The sequence below is a fragment of the Pyrodictium delaneyi genome, assembly GCF_001412615.1.
Lineage (GTDB): Archaea > Thermoproteota > Thermoprotei_A > Sulfolobales > Pyrodictiaceae > Pyrodictium > Pyrodictium delaneyi.
On record NZ_CP013011.1, the window covers coordinates 1,729,014 to 1,748,350 of the forward strand.

General features: G+C 50.7%; 15 protein-coding genes. 10 read left to right on the forward strand and 5 right to left on the reverse strand.

Going from position 1 to position 19,337, the window contains the following annotated elements; genetic code table 11:
* The first annotated feature begins 85 nt into the window (after positions 1–85).
* The 4 genes from Pyrde_RS08700 (at position 86) to Pyrde_RS11005 (ending at position 3,724) form a co-directional block, all read left to right on the forward strand.
* Positions 86–1,630: a CBS domain-containing protein gene (locus tag Pyrde_RS08700; protein WP_055409974.1), complete on the forward strand. Its 1,545-nt coding sequence runs from the start codon at positions 86–88 to the stop codon at positions 1,628–1,630.
* Between the two features lie 28 nt (positions 1,631–1,658).
* Complete coding sequence (locus Pyrde_RS08705) at positions 1,659–2,255, forward strand: 3'-5' exonuclease family protein (RefSeq protein WP_143522131.1); 597 nt, start codon at positions 1,659–1,661, stop codon at positions 2,253–2,255.
* Positions 2,256–2,487: 232 nt separating this feature from the next.
* Positions 2,488–2,739, forward strand: coding sequence for an Lrp/AsnC ligand binding domain-containing protein (locus Pyrde_RS08710; protein ID WP_055410923.1), 252 nt, complete (start codon positions 2,488–2,490; stop codon positions 2,737–2,739).
* Positions 2,740–3,019: 280 nt separating this feature from the next.
* The gene (locus Pyrde_RS11005) at positions 3,020–3,724 is read left to right on the forward strand and encodes a DUF432 domain-containing protein (protein WP_420806967.1); all 705 of its coding nucleotides are present in this window, start codon (positions 3,020–3,022) and stop codon (positions 3,722–3,724) included.
* Here the strand turns inward: Pyrde_RS11005 and Pyrde_RS08720 are convergent.
* The 3 genes from Pyrde_RS08720 to Pyrde_RS08730 form a co-directional block, all read right to left on the reverse strand.
* Positions 3,721–4,248, reverse strand: coding sequence for a hypothetical protein (locus Pyrde_RS08720; RefSeq protein ID WP_143522130.1), 528 nt, complete (start codon positions 4,246–4,248; stop codon positions 3,721–3,723). The genes Pyrde_RS11005 and Pyrde_RS08720 overlap by 4 nt on opposite strands.
* Positions 4,249–4,275: 27 nt before the next feature.
* On the reverse strand, positions 4,276–4,875 hold the full coding sequence (locus tag Pyrde_RS08725) for a hypothetical protein (RefSeq protein ID WP_143522129.1): 600 nt from the start codon (positions 4,873–4,875) through the stop codon (positions 4,276–4,278).
* A 369-nt stretch (positions 4,876–5,244) separates the two neighbouring features.
* The gene (locus tag Pyrde_RS08730; protein ID WP_055409983.1) at positions 5,245–7,236 is read right to left on the reverse strand and encodes a hypothetical protein; all 1,992 of its coding nucleotides are present in this window, start codon (positions 7,234–7,236) and stop codon (positions 5,245–5,247) included.
* 242 nt (positions 7,237–7,478) lie between these two features.
* On the opposite strand from Pyrde_RS08730, the gene Pyrde_RS08735 reads away from it, so the two are divergent.
* The 6 genes from Pyrde_RS08735 to Pyrde_RS08760 all read left to right on the forward strand — a co-directional run bounded on the left by Pyrde_RS08735 (position 7,479) and on the right by Pyrde_RS08760 (position 18,459).
* Positions 7,479–11,594 carry a hypothetical protein gene (locus Pyrde_RS08735; RefSeq protein WP_055409986.1) on the forward strand — a complete coding sequence of 1,372 codons (4,116 nt, stop codon included), beginning with the start codon at positions 7,479–7,481 and terminating at the stop codon, positions 11,592–11,594.
* A gap of 188 nt (positions 11,595–11,782) precedes the next feature.
* Positions 11,783–13,114, forward strand: coding sequence for a carboxypeptidase regulatory-like domain-containing protein (locus tag Pyrde_RS08740; RefSeq protein ID WP_055409988.1), 1,332 nt, complete (start codon positions 11,783–11,785; stop codon positions 13,112–13,114).
* Positions 13,115–13,337: 223 nt separating this feature from the next.
* The gene (locus tag Pyrde_RS08745) at positions 13,338–14,777 is read left to right on the forward strand and encodes an acetate--CoA ligase family protein (RefSeq protein ID WP_082419591.1); all 1,440 of its coding nucleotides are present in this window, start codon (positions 13,338–13,340) and stop codon (positions 14,775–14,777) included.
* Positions 14,778–14,868: 91 nt separating this feature from the next.
* Positions 14,869–15,951 carry a potassium channel family protein gene (locus Pyrde_RS08750; protein ID WP_055409992.1) on the forward strand — a complete coding sequence of 361 codons (1,083 nt, stop codon included), beginning with the start codon at positions 14,869–14,871 and terminating at the stop codon, positions 15,949–15,951.
* Complete coding sequence (locus tag Pyrde_RS08755) at positions 15,948–17,408, forward strand: menaquinone biosynthesis decarboxylase (protein ID WP_055409994.1); 1,461 nt, start codon at positions 15,948–15,950, stop codon at positions 17,406–17,408. The genes Pyrde_RS08750 and Pyrde_RS08755 overlap by 4 nt, the downstream gene beginning before the upstream one ends.
* A 112-nt stretch (positions 17,409–17,520) precedes the next feature.
* Positions 17,521–18,459 (forward strand): UbiA-like polyprenyltransferase, encoded by a 939-nt coding sequence (locus Pyrde_RS08760; RefSeq protein WP_055410925.1) that lies wholly within the window; start codon positions 17,521–17,523, stop codon positions 18,457–18,459.
* Here Pyrde_RS08760 and Pyrde_RS08765 read toward each other — a convergent pair.
* Positions 18,427–18,732, reverse strand: a complete 306-nt coding sequence (locus Pyrde_RS08765) for a hypothetical protein (protein ID WP_088171886.1) — start codon at positions 18,730–18,732, stop codon at positions 18,427–18,429. The genes Pyrde_RS08760 and Pyrde_RS08765 overlap by 33 nt on opposite strands.
* A complete protein-coding gene (locus tag Pyrde_RS08770) occupies positions 18,713–19,282 on the reverse strand; it encodes a hypothetical protein (RefSeq protein ID WP_231656727.1) in 570 nt (189 codons plus the stop codon). Before Pyrde_RS08770 ends, Pyrde_RS08765 begins: the two co-directional genes overlap by 20 nt.
* Positions 19,283–19,337 lie beyond the last annotated feature (55 nt).

Genomic DNA, 19,337 nt, shown 5'->3' on the forward strand with positions numbered 1-19,337 from the left:
GTGACATATTGATTTTTTACAATCACACGTATTTCCCCACACACCGTCTAAGCTTCTCGAACATCTACTCCTATGTAGCAAGATTATGTTGCTTCATGAAAATGAAGAGACACGAAAGCCTGGCCTCTACATAGTCTATAGTGGTCTCGTCAATGCTGATTCCCAGCTTCTATCTTCCGGAGACTACGTGGTATCCGAACACGGCGTCAAAGCAGTGGAAGAATCGATCATTATCTACGCTGATAACGATTGTGCGCGTATAGTTCTAACCTTTGGAGAAGAAGAAACATGTACGGTGGGAGATCTTGTTTACCGCGATCCTGTTGTAGTTGAACCCCATACACCCGTTATTGAAGCAGTCAGAGTAATGCATCGTGAGGGTGTATCTTCGATAATCGTTGTCGACCAGCAAAGACGCCCTATAGGTATTTTTACTGATACTGATCTCCGCCGCCTCGTTGCACTCGGTAAAGATTTGTCCAAGCCTATATCCGTGTTTATGACCCCTAGACCGTTAACTATAGGGCCTAATGCATCATGTATGGAAGCAGCCTTCATGATGATGAATAGATACGTCAAACACCTAGTAGTAGTGGATGATGTAGGTAAGGTTGCTGGAGTTATTACTGTACGTGATATAGCCTATGCTGAAGCTCTTGGTCCCCTTTACATGCTTCGGCGCATACGTAGCGCCTCCACTGTAGAGGAACTTGGAGCACGTTACCGTGAACTAGTCAAGCTTCTCCGAAAGGAGGCGCGTCGGTTACATCCTAGTGGTGGGGGTCGCGAGGCTGTTCACCTTATTCGTATGGCGAGTTTGGCTCTACGAGGTGTTATGTCGAAGGCTGTTGAATTAGCTGTAAAAGAGCTCGACATCAAGGAGAGCGGGTTTGCTTATCTGGCACTTGGTAGTAATGGTAGGCTTGAGCAGTTTCTGGCAAGCGATAGAGACACCATGATGGTGTATTGGGAGATAAGTGGGCAGAAAGCGCAGAGACTAGCTGAAGCTATTGAAGACATACTTGATAGAGTTGGATTCCCGGGATGCCGACATGGATATACTGCGCGCAGACTCCTTTATAGTAGAGAGGAATTGGCTGAACAATTACGTTCCATGTCATCTAATCTCGTAAACGAGAGCATAATCTTAATGAGCCTGATGTTTGATGCTGTTACCGTCTACGGTGATTCGAATACTGCGCGTTGGCTGCGGAGAAGTATAGCGGAGTCGCTATCTAGTTCGAAGAGTTACATTCTGAGCACCATGACTATGTATAGGCCTAAACTAGGTTTAGCGGGTAGATTGCCCCATGAAATCGACTTGAAGGCCCATGGTCTTGCACCTATAGTATACACTATCAAGGCATTTTCAATAGCAGAGTCCATCTGGGAGCCTGTAAACACGCTGGATAGACTAACAGCCCTTGTAGCCAGAAACATAATTCCTAGCGACTTGGCTGCAGAAGTTGTTGAAGCTTATCGTACCCTTTCCGCATTTACTGTATGGGCTCAAGCACTACATGGCAGCACTAGAATAGATACTGGCGAGTTAAGCGGCTTCGAGAGATCTGTTCTGCGTTCTGCCCTACGTTCTGTGCAACGCCTCGTAGATTATGCTAGAAGGAGGTGAAACTACTATAGTAGTACGTAGAGGTTATGTGGCGCTCGACATAGAAGCTACATGTCTTAACGCTAGAAAGTGTCAGCTAGTATCAGCGGTTGCGTTGCCGTTCTCGGATAAAGGCATAGACCTTTCTAGGGCGGTCTACTTTGTTGAGCCTCCTAGAGGTAATGCAGGGACATCGGCACTTATACATGGAATTGTCCGTTCAACTATAGGTATTGGTTCATTTTACGACATTATTGAGGCCATTAAGAAGCGCATACTTATAGTCTATGGTAGGCATGATGTAGAGTTTATCGTAGAGGAGGCTAAACGAAGGGATATCAGTATCGGAGAGATGTGTTACGTTGACGTACTCTCGTGGATTCTAAGTATACCTTGCTGGCAAGAAGAAGCTAGAAAACGTGGGCGTTTTACGCTTGAGGATGCTCTTGAAGTAATTCTCGGGATTGTTTTGCCACGGCGGAGATTTCACGATCCTCTCAGTGATGCAGTTCACGTAGCATTGTTGTTTGTCCATCTGACAAATAGGCTGGGGAAACCTCCAGTAAAATGTGCTAAAAGTAATAGATCTAGTATCATTCATGCATTCAGACACTTTACTAAAAAGATAATTATGAAGCCTTTTTAGCTATACATTGGAGAGGCTGTAGTAGTTAACTGTTTAAGTAGGCTAGTGGGTACCATTACTATATTCTACGGGTGGAGCCCCGGGGGCAAATGAGGCAGAACACCGGCCCCATGAGGGGCTGTGACATGCGGGCTATATGCTGAGGATTCTGCGATGAGGAGGTGCCGCGGCTCGGGCTATCTTGGGATAGAGCTTCGGCTCCAGAATATGAAAATGGCGAGGTGTGTGGTTAATGGCAGATGAGAGGGTTGTAGCTTTTGTACTAGCTGTTACTGAAATAGGTAAAGAATATGATGTAGCTGAGAAAATACGAGAAGTAGCTAAGCAAGCTGGTGTAGATGTAGAAGCGTATGTAGTCTATGGGGAATATGATGTAGCTGCAAAGATAGTGGCCGATGGTCTACGTAAAATAGATAGAGCTGTAACTATGATACGAACCCTTCCAGGTGTTCTACGTACAGTTACACTGATAGCTGCAGAGTGAAGACACAGATTATAGCCAGGTTATAGCGAGTCAATGTAGCCCCCAGAAATAATCAAAATCGTTGATGTACCACATGCTTCTTCCGTAATTTTTGGCTTGACCAGACCATGGTGCAAGCTGATGGGTGATTTAGGGTGTCACTAATCAATTGTCTAATGAATTCTCGGACCACCTCGGCAGCTAAGGGGGTATCGGATTCTGTATAGTAGTTCCTTGATTGGTTTCGCTGAAGTAGTTGTAATGGCAACTAGTAGCTACGGCTTGGGGCGCTAGAAGTATGATGTTTGGACACCTAGCTATAGGAGAGCTGCGTAGGGTATGTGGGAATACATTATCAGTATCGGTGCTAGAAGATAACAGATGTAGGTATAAAAGAGGTAACACAACAGTCATAGTTCCATGTGATAGTGTTTCTATCTATCCTGCGCCACCTATTTTCTATCCAGAACATATAACCAATTATATAATGATACGTTTCAAAGAACCTATCGTAGTTAAACCAGGCTCTTCCGAGAAGTTCTGGACCCTCGTAGACTTTGATGTAGTAGCCGTTGTAGGTTCCGGGTCCACTAGCTATGAAATCGTAGACGCCTTTCCGTCCACAGGTATGTGTAAATATGCTCTCTACGGTTCGCCCAGTCGTGGAATACTATCTAGGTATATAGTGACTAGGGTCTATGGAGAGTCTAAGAGTGAAGAATGTAGAGCCACTATAGCTATAAATATAGTAAACAAATCTATGAAGCCAGTCAAGATTTCGCGTATTGTCTTTCCAGGACACTCTTTTTCGCTGTTCTATAGCCAAGATAGCGTAATAGGGTCTAGCTTGTATGTCACTGTAACGAGCCCCTTTACAGCAGTTGTATCACTTCGTGAGCCAAGTATTAGCAATATGCACAGGGCACCTAGGCTAATCGAGCAACGTGTTGTGGCTAGTGTACAACCTAGATGGAGTCAAAGTTTTGTGATGAGCTATGGACTTTAACGTTTAAGCTTTACTATAGTTATGCCTGCATCTTCTTTGGTCACTTCTGCGCCATAACTTTCTGCAATACCCTCTACAATATTCTTTACAGCTTCTTCGCTAGGTCTAGTTGATGGCAGTATGACTATCTTGTCGCGCTCTCTTATTGCTATCCTGGAATCCTCTAGAATAATGTCAAGTGCCTCCTCTAGCCCAACACCTAGGCTCTTGAGGAGAGCGCCTAGCTTCTTTCCCTCAAGTCGTGCTTGCTCACTGAGGGAGGAGTTATTGCAACTATCAAGCAGGGATATCGGTAAGAAGGTTACACCAGCACGATGAAGCTTACTATATATAAGCGCTTTCCTCAATACTATTGGTGCAAATAGGTTGTTGGTCTCTGCTTCAATAGCGCCAGTCAGAAGAGCACGCATATAGGCTGATATAGTCATTCCGTGTCTAGCAGCTATGTCCTTTATAGTGTCGGCTAACTCAGAGTCTATCATTAACGGCCTACGTTTCCTGGTGGTGCCTCCTGTGGAGGTCATGGTTATTCAACCCTCAAAGCCCGAGAGCTAATGCTTCTTTCCTTGCTCTTTAGTGGGCTTGGTATACTCTACTACAAGTATAGAGCTATAACTTTCCACGTTGTTAACCCGCAGTCCCCACGCTTCTAGTATCTTTGTTGAAATTGCTTTCAGAAGCTCTATCATGTTCTCTGATACTGGCTCGGCTAGTGTGATAACTATCTTCCCGTTATAATCGTCGTCTATCTCGTCAATGGAAGCATTGGGTATGAATAAGTATATGATGTCCTTGGGTGTAACGTTGTCCATGTTCCGCAGCTTCACAGAAACGGCTATGGATGCTGCTAATGACTGTATTTCTGCTATAAACTTGTCACGAGTAGTAGGATCAGCAGAATCTATGAGCTGTGATAGGCCACGTTGGGGTACCATAACTCCTCCAAGCCGATGCATGTCGGTAAGTAGAATCGCTTCAGTAAATATAGAGGATATATTATCCTTGCCGTGGAAAGCACGGGCAGCAAAAGACAAGATAAGAGTAACAAGTTCAGACACTGTAAGTCCAGAACGTTTCGCTATAGAAGCTAGATCGTTGAGGATATTCTCTGGAACCGCTATAAGCTTCTTCGAGCCCTTCGAGCCCGGCATGTAGGCCCCTCACTCCATTAGATATACATATTGCGTGAAAGGTCAACCGAGAGCGAGGAACGGAACCCTCGAATAGAGTAATATCTGATTCCTAATGTGAGGGCGCTGTGAAACCAGCTTGACCACTACCCCTCTACCGGATGATCTACCTCATATCAGCCTATTATTTGCTTCCTCTACTCCTAGTGGTGAGAACGTATGCTTTCCCTGTCTTAACCTCTGAGACAGTAGCTAAGGTACTAGGTCTAGCTCAACAGAGCCCAATATAGGCTTGATAGGACGGAATGCTGTAAGCGGGAAGAAAACATTAGAATGTTTGTTGATATATGACCTCCCTGGTTACCGCTATCCCCGGCTAATCGTTATACTTCACGTAATTATTAGAGCTTTTGAGCCGTCTCTTAGCACCTCTTGTATAATACTGAGCGGAAACGGAGCCTCATTGTACCCGGTGTAGTTTATTGACGTAGTCTTCGCAAGTGCTGGCTGTGCGCGGGTGCTATAGCGTATCTCTACCTGTGAGCCAGGGACTACTTCGTAGACTATCATGCCGGGGTCCTGTAGCGTGGTAGTCCTCTCTACCACTAGTGCGCCATTGCATCCTGCGAATGTGGTCGTATCGTTTAGCACTGTTATTGTAGCAACTAGTTTAGCCAAGCTAGAGGGCTCTACATGCATATTGAAAGGTACAGCTATGCTACTAGTCCTAGCGGTCTCGTTGTGGCTGTGACCTAGATATAATAGGAATTCGGCGCCAACTGGCGCTACGTAGCCTAGGTGCTCATCCATAGTGACGACGTCTACGGGGTCTACAAGGTATGGCACCCAGCTTCCTATCCCGGCAGCGTATACTATCTCCAGGACTACTACCCCAGCAGCCGCGGTATAACCCAAGTACTTAAGCATCATAGGCGATATAGTTATAGCCTTAACTATCGTGCTGCTGAGCGCTACTGGTCTCAGCACAGTCACCGTGTACACGGGCTTCTGTACAAGAGGAAGCCATGCTGGGTCAAGACTGCTCGTTGGGGACACTATTAGCTTGCCTGGATCGTATGTATTTACGGGGAATACATGGAGTTTTATCGACACGTATACCGGTGGGTAGCTGATCTTCGCTGTACCCACGTAGTTGTTGTCGCGGATTATCTGTGAAGTAATGTAGCAGCGGTAAGGATCCTTAATGAAGTACTCGTGAACCTTGGCCCCTTGTAGCCTGGGCACTAGTGTTACCACTATGGTCTCCGGGTTAGCATCCTTTGTCACTAGGAATGGTATTGTGAGAGAGCCAGCAACCCCGACAGCCTCGTAGCCTACCTTTACACCACCAGTAAGCGGTATGTAGCCAGGCACCTTGTACTCGGTAAAATGCTGCCAATAGCCAGTGCACGAGCCCCGGCTATACCGTTTCCTCCATACATCCCCCGTGTGTAGAAACCCGGCAGCATCTATCGATAATCCTGGCAGTCTAGAGCCGTAGCTATAGGGGTTTCCTAGTCGCCAGCAATAGCCGCTATTGGCTGGGACACTAACCCAGACAGCAGCCTCCCGGTGGCGCAGCAGGAGAAGACCACCAGCTAGCGGCTCCAGTATGCGCTCGTAGACGTACATCGTCTTCCTCTGGCCAGGCCTCAGCTCTATACTACTGCTTCTCTGCACATCACTAACCGGCAGCCCTGTGATAGCCGTGACGAGAGTACGCTCCGGGTCAACATTCACGCCGGGAAGCAGTCCACTAGCGGCTACAGAGACCGGATTAACACCCAGCAGAAGAGGAGCCGTAGCCCACACAGGCTGCAGCAATGGACCATAGCTTATCTCTAAAACCTTCTCGATAACAGCATCTGCTGTAGCCTCCGCAATAGATGCAGTATCCAGGCCGGGTGCAGCGCATGACGTCGCATTATACAGCAGCTCCAAGCCATTTACCCGAGACCCCTCCAGGCACGGCTTACTAGGGTCAAGCTCGTAGCGGTAAAGCCATGCACCACCACTACGCCCTACAACAACAAGCTCAACATACCCACTACAAGGTATATCAACGACAACAGTGTTGTTCCTGTCGAACTGCCTGGTATACAGCAGCTTGCCACTAGACGCGTCAAAAACCTCGACAAGCCCCGGCTCAAACCCCTTCACTATGGGCTCAACCCTCAGCTGAGCACTAAGCCATCCCGAACTATTGCAGCTGCCGAGTGGCTCAAGCGTCATCCGCGGAGGCACCGACAAAGCCGCAGCATGTTCCGCAGCACTCCGAACCCCGGCAACACCCTGCGAGACAACAGCAGCCAAGACAGCAAGAGCAACTACAGTCATAGAAGCCAAGAGTACACCGTCAAAGAGACTACCATACCCCCTCAAGGCCCACTCCAGAGACTACCCCAAGTTCACAACCAGTCCATGGAGGAGGGGCGAGCCGAAACTAAGAGCGGAAGGGGGAGGCATAGCAGGGATGAGGATCCTTCTTAAGGCATCCGGGGACATGAGTACACCAGTGTATACTAGTGTATACACCTGCAGCCATACACCCCAAAAACCCCACCAACCCTACCACACAATCCGGCCCAAAAGGTACAACCTACAAGGCAAAGGGTGCGTAAACCATGAACACGCGCGTACTAGCCTCGATATTCACACTAGCCCTCCTACTAGCCCCGATAGTAGCACCGCTAGTAAAGCCGGCAGCAGCCGCAAGCTTCACACTAGAAGTATCGGCACAGCAAATAGACTACAACGTCATACTCCTCGAGATTAAGGGTCTTCCAAGTGACACCCCGCCAGCAGTGCTACTAACACTCTACGATGACCTAGGTAACGTAATAGCTGGTACAGACGTCAACCCATACATGGCCATAGCAGGCTACATAGGTGGTGGTATCTGGCATGTATATATAGCACTTAACAAGACATTCGAGGCCGGTATATTCAGCTACGCTCATGCTAACACATCATCGACGAAGATAGGTCTAACAGATGGTACAGAGTACAAGGCCAGCGATCTCGGCGACATCACATTCTATACCGAGGTAGGACTAGCATCTCCAACACCACTCTCTAGGACAACACCAGAGCTAGCAGTAAACGGCAAACTAGTAGCCAATATAACACAGCTAACTGGCAATGCTAACTACACAAGCGGTAACCTAACACAAGCATGGCCAATAGTGAACGCTATAAACACAAACATACCAGATGGTGGTAGTGTAAAGATAACTGTCGACGCAGGCGACCTAGGCACAGCCAGCGTAACAATAACAGTAGGTCCTGCCGGCATACAAGCAATAACAACTGACTATCTAAACATGGCTCCTGAGAAGACAGTGACAGCAACACTAGAGGCTACAACAATAGCTGCTGACCCCACAGCAGTTAACAGCCTAACATTCGTAAACACAACATCCATGACACTCACAACAAACAGCACTGGTCCAAACATAACGACCGTCTTTGACAGTTCTGCAGCAGACGCAGCTGTTAAGGCAGCAATTGCGGAGGTAGGCGGTACAAGCAATATAGTGATCAAGGCAAACGTCAGTAGTGGTTCAAACTGGACAGCTCTAAACCTAACTGCATCAAACATACCAAATGGCCTAGCTGTGTTCGTCAAGATACAGTTCGAGGCATACTATAACGGCACAGATCAGTGGTTTAACAAGACAGCCTACATAGTCCTCACAAGCGATATGATGAACAGGCTAGTATTCAACTGGACCGGTATCAACCTAACAGCAGGCTTCGCAAACATAAACATAGCTTCTGTAAAGGTTACAGTGGTGCCAGCTAGCATAGTAACCAACATAAACGGCTGGACTGGCGATACTGGCAAGAAGACAATAACACTTGACGACGGTTCGGTAGTAGAGGTCATAGGTGATGCTAAGGACTATGCCTTCATAGAGGAAGTAACAGCAGAGACAACTGGTAGCGGTACCTTCGCAGCCAGCATATACATGCCTGGCCGCGATGACATACCAAGCTATGACTTCATCAAGGAGAGCTATGGCGTCAATGATGCACCGGTGGTAGTAACACTAACAGACGTGAATGGCGTCTCCAGCGACATAACTGGCTTCATAAAGCTACAGACTGGCGTGCTTACAGTAACCTCCGCTGTCAAGCCTGGCGAAACTCTAAGCATAAGCGTAGAAGACATTGACGCACCAGCAGTAAGTGTAGAAATAACACTCTACAAGACCGATGGCATTCAGGCGGCAAGCGGCACTCTCGACCTTGAGCAGACTGCTGAGGGCCAGTTCCAGGGCAGCCTAAAGATACTCCTAGGCTCACCAGCAGTAGATGCTGCTAACGGCGTAATATACGTCGATAGCAGTATCGCAAGCATCGAGGTCAAGTATGTAGACAAGTACGGAGCAGGCGGTAGCGAGGTAACAAGGCTAGCCAGCAGCAGCGTAGCATTCTGGCCAGTAGACATAAGCACACCAGCAGAGACCTACGCTGACGCGCGCCTAGATGTGACACTAACATCCCAGAACTTCAACCTAGACCCCAATGCTCGCGAGGTACTCTATGTAGAGCCAGTAAGCAGTACCAACTATGCTGAGGTCAAGTACAACGGTGTACTAGTAGGCAAGATCTATGTAGACGTATACGACAGCGAGAACCTAGACTGGAGACAGGCAAGCGACATAGCACCATACATAAGTGACCTATTCATAGTGCACAGCTTCTTCGAGAGCGCAGCAGACAGCGGCCAGTACACGATATACGTATACATAAGGAACCTACCAAGCCTCAATGACGGTGACGTCATAAAGATAACATATGTGGACCTACTCAATGGCGTAGAAATAGTCAAGGAGATACCAGTCAAGGTAATCGAGGGCAAGATGACATTCCTCTACAACGGCGAGGAGGTAGACATAACAGAGCTACCAATAGCAGTAGCAAGCGGCGGTGACGTAGTAAGAACATTCACTATAAAGATAGACGACGCTGACGCTAACAAGAACATATCCGGATACGACCTAGCAACTGTATACATAGACTTCGTAAAGCAGGATGGCAGCATCATAGAAAAGAAGGTATACTTCAACGAGACTGACGTAGACACTGGCGTATTCGAGGGCATATTCAACATAACCTTCTACGCCAACGGCACAGTAGTATTCGAGGTCACAAACGGCACAACAATGCTACCGATAAAGCTAGACAAGGCCGACCTACCATTCGGCAAGCTATTAATCAAGTACTACGATGCGAGCGTGGGCACCAACATAACCAAGGAGATAAAGATAAGGACACCTGATACAGCAAGCCTCACAATAACACCAGTAGTAGCAGAGAAGCTAGACGACAACATAACGATAACACTCAAGGACAACGACCTCAACGTAATACCCGGCGCTGGCAATGATGTACTACCTGCTGGCCTAGAGTTTACAGTAACTGCTGAAGGCGCAACCAAGGCAACACTAACAGTAGGCGACATAGAGGCTGCCGGCTACACCTTCGAAGAAGTAGAGCCCGGCGTCTTCCAGGTAACTATACCCGCTAAGGACCTACTAGACATACTATACCCAGACCCAGTAGACGGTCTAGGCAAGACAGTACAGCTAACCTACACCGACCCAGTAGTAACTGGTAGCGTCCAGGGCGCCATAGTAAGCCAGGCAGCCAGTGCAAGCTTCAAGGTACTAAGTCACACAGCAGAGGTAACAGTAACACCAGAGAAGGTAAGCCCCTATGGCGTAATAACAGTAAAGATCTATGACCCAGACCTAGCAGGCAAGACAGCCAGCTACATAACCAGCAACGAGCTACTAAAGGCCTCCAGCAACAAGGCTGACGCAACAGCCTTCGCTGCTGTAATAACACCAGTCTATCCGGCAGGCAACCTGCCAAGCGATAACGGCACATTCATATTCCAGATACCGCTAAGCGATGCTCTAGTAAACCCAGTAGACACAGTAGCAATAGTCTATAAGGACCCAGTAGACGCTAACGGCGGTACAAGCGTGACTGTGAAGAGTGTCGAAGTGTACACTGAGACTGGCCAGCTAGAGCTACCAAAGGAGGCAGCCCCAGGTACAACAGTAGAGATAGTCGTCAAGGACTTCGACGCCAACACCAAGGCCGATGAGGTAGAGTACGTAAACGTGACCATATGGAGTAGCGCTCTACCGATCAAGACAACAGTCAAACTAATAGAGACCGGCGAGAACACCGGCGTATTCAGCAACGTGATACGCATAACCGACAACCCCGAAGAGATAGGCCAGCCCAACACAGTCTACGCGCCAGCTGGCAGCACAGTCTATGTACAGTACGTAGACAAGCTAGCCGCTAACGGCGAGACCGATGTACCAGTAGAGGGCAGCTTCAAGGTAGTAGAGAGCGCTGTAGCAGGCAGGCCTGCAGTACCACAGCCAGAGAAGAGCGAGCTACTAGACCCGGCAACACTACAGCCAGTAACAACAGCTAAGGCTGGCAAGCAGGTACTAGTAGTAGTGCCCGTAGAGAACAAGGCCAGCACCGACGTGCAGGTCTACGCCGTAGTGACAATATACAAGGACGGTGTACCAGTAAAGTTCAGCTTCAGCGTCAACGTGCTAAAGGCCAACAGCGTAACAGACCTACCAGTAACACTACCAGCTCTAGAACCTGGCACCTACACAGTAAAGATAGTGCTAGTAGACAGCCTCAAGGACCTCAACCCTGTAAGCGAGGAGCCAATAGAGCTAACAATAACCGTCGAGTAACCAGTATAGCTTGATATACTCCGGGGCTGAGAGGGCTTTGACCCCCACACCCCTTTTTATTATGATGACCATACCTGATTTTTGCCATGTACACTGCTGTTGTGTTTCGCTCACAGCCCTAAACCTCTTATAAGCCCTATATAATGAGGGCAATATATGGTTGAGAAGGAGAAAATGGGTGGCATAAAATGAGGCGGTTTGCAAGCCTCGTAGCTGGGATACTGATACTAATAGTAGCTGCACAGGCAATGGTAGCATTTGCTGCACTTACAGCCTCGACGAATAAGAGCATCTATGTACCTGGTGACGAACTCATAGTGAGCGGTTCTGCTGATCCAGGCGCAGTAATAGTGATAAAGCTAGAGAACCCGAACGGCGAGACAGTGGTCATTGATCAACTAAAGGCCAGCAACGATGGCAGCTTCACCTGGAGTATCCGGTTCCCCAGCCAGCCCACCGACACGTTCCCTGCTGGCACCTACACTATACTCGTAAAGAACGCTGACACTGGCGAGACACAGCTGCTTCAGGTCGAGCTACAGGCTGGCGGTGAGATTGCTGGTAAGGTTGTAGATGAAAATGGCAACCCAGTAGCTGGTGCTGAGGTGTATGTATGCAGCGACGGTGAAGTAGTAGCTACAGCTACAACTGGCAGTGACGGTACTTTCGCTGTATACGTGGCACCGGGCACCTATAACGTACGTGTAGAGAAGCCCAACTACCTCAAGACAGTGAAGCCTGATGTCACTGTTGAGCTTGGTCAGCGTGTAGACCTAGGTGAGATACAGATAGTAAGCATAGATGCTAAGTTCGCTGAACTAGAACAGGCTATAAGCGGTCTACAGGAAGCTGTTACTCAGATAGCTGACTTAGCCTCCCAGGTACAGCAGCTACAGGAGGAACTAGGCAATAAGGCTGACCAGGCTGCTGTAGACCAGCTAGCTGACCAGGTAAGCCAGATAAACAAGGCAATAACGCAGCTAGCTGACCAGATAAAGGCCATAGCAGAGCAACTTGACACCAAAGCTGACAAGACAGCAGTAGACCAGCTAGCGGAGCAGCTCAACGGCCTCAAGAGCCAGCTAGACGAGCTCCAGGCTCAGGTAAGCAGTATACAGAACCAGCTAGCTGATAAGGCTGACCAGGCTGCTGTAGACCAGCTAGCTGCTCAGATAAACCAGGTAGCCGGCAAGGTTGACCAGCTAGCAGCCAAGATGAGTGAACTAGAGACCGGGCTCAAGCAGCTCCAGGATAAGCTCAGCACGCTAGAGAGCCGTGTCAACACGCTAGAGGCAGCTACCCAGAGTATAGGCCAGCTCCAGGATGCCATAAACAAGCTGCAGCAGAGCGTCAACACGTTCCAGGAGACTGCGAGCCAGCTACAGACTCAGGTGAAGGATGCAGCTGACAAGGCGGGAAGTGCATCTAGTCTCGCTATGGTAGGCCTAGTAGCAGGCATAATAGGTATGATTATAGCCATTGTAGCAGCCATACTAGTATACAGAAAGATAGCAGCCTAAAATTCTGGGCTACAAGCCTCTGCTTGAGACTCACATGTTTTTTAACCTGACAGTAATTATTCTCAATTCCTATACGTCTTGGTTTCCGTAGTCATGCCCCTTAGCTGTCCCTGGTCTCTAGTCCTCGTTTACGAAGCTGACTCTTCTCCGTAGCTTGTTGTATGGCTCGCGGGCTTCTTTTTCTTCCATGCCGTAGCTCTATTATAGCGGAGCGTGGTAGCTCTTGGCGCTGATACGTCCACCTATTGGTGATGGGGTCGAGGTGTTCTTTCGGCCTCAGGGTATTGCTGTTATTGGAGCCTCTAGAGTACCAGGAAAAGTCGGATACATGGTTCTCTACAATCTCAAGTCAATGTATAAGGGGCCACTCTACCCAGTTAATCCCCGTGCTCGTGAAGTGCTAGGCTTACCAGTATACCCAAGTATACTGGATGTGCCAGATCCGGTCGATCTCGCTGTTGTTGCTGTGCCGGCTCAAGCGGTACTCCGTGTAGTAGATGAAGCAGGCCGACGGGGAGTACGTGGTGTAATTGTGCTTAGCGCGGGGTTTAGAGAAGTAGGTGGTGAGGGTATTACACTTGAAAAGAAGCTTATCGAGATTGTACGGAAACATGGAATGCGACTCATCGGGCCTAACTGTATAGGTGTATACTCTCCCTCTACTGGTGTCAACGCGACGTTCTTCGACCCTAATAGACAAGGGCTACCTGGGCCCGGGCCAATAGCCTTTATAAGTCAGAGTGGAGCCCTTGGCGCGGCTGTACTGGATTGGGCTGAAGCACGGGGTATCGGTATAAGCAGGTTCGTGAGTGTAGGCAACAAGGCTGATGTTGACGAGGCGGATCTTCTAGCTTTTCTCCGTCGTGACTCCGAGACACGGAGTATAGCCATGTATATTGAGGGTGTATCTGAGGGCAGTAGGCTTCGACGAGCCCTCGAAGAGACGACTCCCGTGAAGCCCGTTGTTGTGCTCAAGGCGGGCCGCAGTGATGCGGGGGCCCGGGCGGCAGCCAGTCATACCGGTAGCCTAGCTGGTAGCTATCAGCTATACCAGGCAGTGTTTCGCCAAACGGGGGTAGTGCCTGCTAGGAGCCCTGAGGAGATGTTCGACTTTGCCCTCGCCCTAGCGTTGCAGCCACCCATGACTGGGGATCGTGTAGCAGTGATTACAGTTGGCGGTGGAAGCGGTGTCATGGCCAGCGATGAGCTTAGTGAATTGGGTCTCCACGTACCCGAATTTAGCCCAGAGACGCAAGCGAGGCTTCGCCGCGTCCTATTACCGATAGCCAGTCCTCGCAACCCTGTAGACGTGACCGGCTCGGCAGTTGATGAGCACATGGTTGAGAGCTTGCGCATAGTTCTTGAGAGCGGCGAAGTGGACGCCGTATTGCTTATCCCATACTTTAACCTCTCCGGGATAACTGACCAGCTTCCAGACAAGCTTGCCAAAGTTCTCCACGAGTACAGCGATAGACGTATACCAGTAGTAGCGTCGGTAACTGGTGGCGCTAGGGCTTGGAGTATTGCAAGACGCCTCGAAAAAGTCGCTGGCATACCAGTATATCCTGGTGAGGCAAGAGCTGCTCGGGCTCTCTGGGCACTAAGGCTCTATGGTCGTTGGCTACAATACATAGGAGAAATACAAGAGATCAGCAAGGCGTGACCAGCGGATTTTTAAGTCGCGCTCTTCTAGTGATAAGTCTTAAGGGGGCTTCTTCTCCTCATTCCTAGCGGCTATATGGGGTTTCTACGAGTTGCCGCTGGTAGCAGCAATAGCTAGTATCTTGAAAAAGCTTGTATACCGGGTTATCAGGCAGTTCCAGCGAAACATCATATTCGACATAGCTCTGATAGCAGTCCTCGTCTGGCTTATAGCTGGGTTGTCATTCTCTCTCGTAGAAGGTGTCGATGTCTGGACTGGACTGTACTGGGCACTAGTAACAATGACCACCGTCGGTTACGGCGATATAGTGCCTTCAACGGATGCTGGTAGAGTAATAGCAATGCTCACTATAGCCTCCGGTATAGCAGTCTACACGGCGCTAGTCTCGGTAGCAGCTGGCACCATAGTAGAAGCTGCTGAAAGGCGACGGCAGGGCTACATAAGGTACCGTGGCGTCCGCCACGTAGTCGTGATAGGCTGGACTCCTGCGAGCGAGGCTGCGATAAGAGAGCTACGTGGACGCGGCTATAGCGGCGACATAGTGCTGGTAACAGAGAAGCCGGCGGCTGTGATGAGGGAGATAGACATCGAGGGCATAACCATAGTTCGTGGTGATCCGACACGCCGCGATACATTGCTACGCGCTAATATTCCCCGTGCTAACATGGTTATGGTGAGCACCAATGACGATGCTAAGACGGTGCTCGTGGTGCTCGCTGTAAGAGGGCTAAACGCCTCAGCGAGAATCGTGGCTGAGGCATTACACCCGGAGAACGTAGAGCTACTCCACAAAGCCGGCGCAGACATAGTGGTCCCGACACGCGACCTAGGCGGTAGGATGCTCGCGGCAAGCCTCCTAGAGCCGGGTGCGGCTATGTTCGTCGAGAACATATCGAGGAGCGAGGAGAGGCCCATAGAGCTCCACGAGATGCCGGCTGGCCCCTACGCCGGGAGACGCTACATAGACGTACTGCTAGAACTACGCCGTAAGGGCATGACCCCGGTGGCTATAAGGCGGCAGGGCAGGCTGATACCCAACCCCGATGACGACATGGTAATAGAGCGCAACGATGTCCTAGTGGTAGTGGTACCTAGCATGCCGGCTGAAGAGCCGGGGCACAATCAGATGCAACAGATGCTACAGAGGGAGGAGCCTGGGGCTGAGAAGGCTTGACCGCATACCATGATCTACGCAGCTTCATTGAGGCCCTAGAGGAGAGGGGCCAGCTCCGCCGTATCCGAGCCGAGCTAAGCCCAGTCCTCGAGATACCCGAAGTACTCCGCCGAGTAATGCAGCGCCGAGGCCCAGCGCTCCTCTTCGAGAACGTCAAGGGCTACCCCGGCTGGCGTGTCGCAGGCAACCTCTTTGGGTCCATCGAGAGGATAAAGCTAGCACTAGGGGTCGACAGACTCGAGGATATCGGGGAGCGAATGGTCTCCCTAACAGCCCGTGCCCCTCCCCTTACCCTCGGCGAGAAACTCCGCAGTCTCCGCGATGTGCTAGACGTAGGCCGCTACACGCCTCGCCGGGTCCGGAGAGCAGCCTTCGAGGACACCGTCCTAGAGGGTGAGAAAGCAAGCCTAGAGAAGCTCCCAGTCTTCAAGACGTGGCCGAAGGACGGAGGCCGTTACATAACCTTTGGGCAAGTCTATACCGTGGATCCGGAGAAGGGCGTCACAAACATAGGCGTATACCGGGTGATGATACGGGGGCCCCGCGAGGCGGTGGTGCACTGGCAGCTCCACAAGCGGGGCCGTCATGCCTACCTAGCTGCAGCCGAGCGGGGGAAAGAAAAGCTGCCAGTAGCGATAGTTATAGGAGCTGACCCTGCCTCAATGCTTACCGGTGTCATGCCCGTACCATACCCTATGGATAAGCTGCTCTTCGCAGGCTTTATGGCTGGTCGTGGTCTAGAGGTCTACCGGCTCCCATCGGGGATACACGTACCGGCTTCGGCCGAGATAGTGATAGAGGGCTATGTCGAGCCTGGCCGGGAGGCCGAGGAGGGGCCATTCGGCGACCACTGGGGCTACTACGACAAGCCCCTGCACCGGTTCCCGGTATTAACTGTGGAGCGTATCTGGATGCGCCGCGACCCGATATATGTTGGCACAGTGGTGGGCAAACCACCTATGGAGGACGCGGCTATAGGCAAGGCTGTGGAGCGTGTCTTCCTCCCCGTGCTCCGGATGCTCCTCCCCGAGATAGTGGATCTCAATATGCCCGAGTACGGCGTCTTCCAGGGCATGGCAATCGTCTCGATAAGGAAGCGCTACCCTGGCCACGCTAAGAAGGTGATGATGGCTCTCTGGGGCCTCGGCCAGATGGCGTTAACCAAGATAATAATAGTCGTTGACCATGATATAGACGTCCATGACATGAACCAGGTGATCTGGGCTGTCTCCGCTAATGTTGACCCACAGCGTGACGTACTAGTGGTACCCAATACTCACACCGACCACCTCGACCCAGCAACACCGGTACCCAGCTACGGAAGCAAGCTAGGCATAGACGCTACGCGGAAACTGCCAGAGGAGAACCAGGGCCGCCCCTGGCCCGAAGAAGTAGAGCCAGACCCCGAGGTGGCCAGGCGTATAGACGCGTTATGGTCTAGCCTGGGCATAGACTGATAACACTGTAGCACATACATGTGCCCTGTATACAACGCTGATAACAAATGTTGAGCACTGAGCTCCTTAACGTGTGGCTCCAGAGTTCAGAGGGGTGTACGGGGCTGAGCTAATGGTGCAGCGTAGTAGCGGCTGGGATCCAGGGAGGGTTTCGAGGGGCTCACGGCTACACGCAGTTATGAGGCTTGTCAGGATAGAGCATACGCTGTTTAGCCTCCCATTCGCGTATGCGGGAGCAGTTCTTGCGTGCCTGGAGTGCATTGATGCCCGTGTAGTGGTGTTGATAGCGCTGGCTCTCCTCGGTCTCCGTACAGCCGCGATGGCGTACAACAATATCGCGGATCTTGACATAGATCGTGCTAACCCGCGGACCCGGAACCGACCCCTCGTGACGGGGGCTGTGAGCCTCCGCGACGCCTGGGCAGCGGTCGTAGTTGGCTCTGTCTTGTACTTCGTCTCGGCGGCGCTGCTGAACAGGTATGCGTTAATGCTAGCCCCGCTACTCTGGCTCATGGCTATGGCGTACCCCCATGCTAAAAGGCTACACTGGCTTCCACACCTTCACCTAGGCCTGGTGCTTGGCACAGTGGTTCTAGGCGGCGCAGTAGCAGCTTACGGTGCCCAGGCTTCCAGCTTAGCAGATGTGCTGGCTCGTGCACCCTGGCTTTACGTTGCAGCGGTATCCCTCTGGGTTGCAGGCTTTGACACGTTCTACGCCATCCTGGATATGGAGTTCGACCGGCGGATGAACCTAGGCAGTATCCCGGCACGCCTAGGCCTACGTGGTGCACTATGGGCTTCGAGGCTCATGCATGCTGCCAGTATAGTGCTGTTGCTGGCTTCAGTACCGGTCTACGGGCTAGGCCTTGTGGCACTGGCATCGATGATACTAGCGTCTCTGCTGATACTATACCAGCATGTACTCTTAGCGAGACACGGACTAGAAGCTATACCCCGGGCCTTCAACATAAACCTTGCAGTAGGAATAATAGTTGGTGTAGGGATAATAGTAGATAGACTAGCTGCCTTTCCTCCGCTTACAAGCCTCTAGTGCCCGGGTGGTAACCCGGTAGAACTTCACCTCTCGTATCCTCTTCCGTTTAGATGCGTCACAGAGCCCGGCGAATGGACACCGGGAGCACGGGCCAACTTCACTCGTGTCGGAGACTCTCTCGACTAGCCGGTATGCCTCAAGCATGGCGAGTATCATCTCTATACGATGTCGTGGAAGACCCGTAACAGCCTTCAGATAGTCTACCGAGGCTACGCCCAGCTTAGCCAATGCTAGAACTATCCTGCAGATATCATCGCTTCTCGTGGACACGGTGGGCACCCATAGCCTCTAGCGGGGGAGACCCGGTGTAGCGGAGACTGAGACGGCGTAGAGCCGCCAAGACCCTGGAGACTAACTCGTCTATCTCCCTAGGCGCTACACCCTTCTCTGCAGCCACTCTCTTCACATGGCTCTCGACAAGCAAGTAGCGCTTGTACTGCTCGTTAAGCCTCCTCCACGGGATACCCCGTAGCGCCTCTGCCACCCTCTCCTCGAAGGGTAAGACGCCCTCCAGAATCAGCGCAGCTATAATCGGGTAGCCTACGTAGCCTCGGAAGCGAGTCCCATTATCATTGCTGTAAGCTAGCCCACGCTCAACGTCTATGTAGACTAAGTACTCACGGTCCCCCTCACTACTAACTACACGGTATATATTCTTGTTAAGCTTTTCTATACGTCCATCGGCGATAGCGCCTAGCGCCTCAAGCACCTTTACCCGTGGCGGGGGCTGGAGTACAGCGCCAGGCTTAGCCGTAGAATGCTCACCTCCTATCTCCTGGGTCTCGCCCTCGGCAACGTATATAGTGTAGCCCGGGGGCAAGAGATACAGTAAGGACAGGCAAGTATAGCCTATCCATAGTGTTAGATGATGTAGA

What these genes read in the sequence shown, in the direction of transcription:
- Pyrde_RS11005 (WP_420806967.1), top strand. Translation starts at nt 3,020, where the DNA reads ATGTTTGGACACCTAGCTATAGGAGAGCTGCGTAGGGTATGTGGGAAT.
- Pyrde_RS08735 (WP_055409986.1), top strand. Translation starts at nt 7,479, where the DNA reads ATGAACACGCGCGTACTAGCCTCGATATTCACACTAGCCCTCCTACTA.
- Pyrde_RS08720 (WP_143522130.1), bottom strand. Translation starts at nt 4,248, where the DNA reads ATGACCTCCACAGGAGGCACCACCAGGAAACGTAGGCCGTTAATGATA.
- Pyrde_RS08760 (WP_055410925.1), top strand. Translation starts at nt 17,521, where the DNA reads ATGGTGCAGCGTAGTAGCGGCTGGGATCCAGGGAGGGTTTCGAGGGGC.
- Pyrde_RS08710 (WP_055410923.1), top strand. Translation starts at nt 2,488, where the DNA reads ATGGCAGATGAGAGGGTTGTAGCTTTTGTACTAGCTGTTACTGAAATA.
- Pyrde_RS08725 (WP_143522129.1), bottom strand. Translation starts at nt 4,875, where the DNA reads ATGCCGGGCTCGAAGGGCTCGAAGAAGCTTATAGCGGTTCCAGAGAAT.
- Pyrde_RS08740 (WP_055409988.1), top strand. Translation starts at nt 11,783, where the DNA reads ATGAGGCGGTTTGCAAGCCTCGTAGCTGGGATACTGATACTAATAGTA.
- Pyrde_RS08700 (WP_055409974.1), top strand. Translation starts at nt 86, where the DNA reads ATGTTGCTTCATGAAAATGAAGAGACACGAAAGCCTGGCCTCTACATA.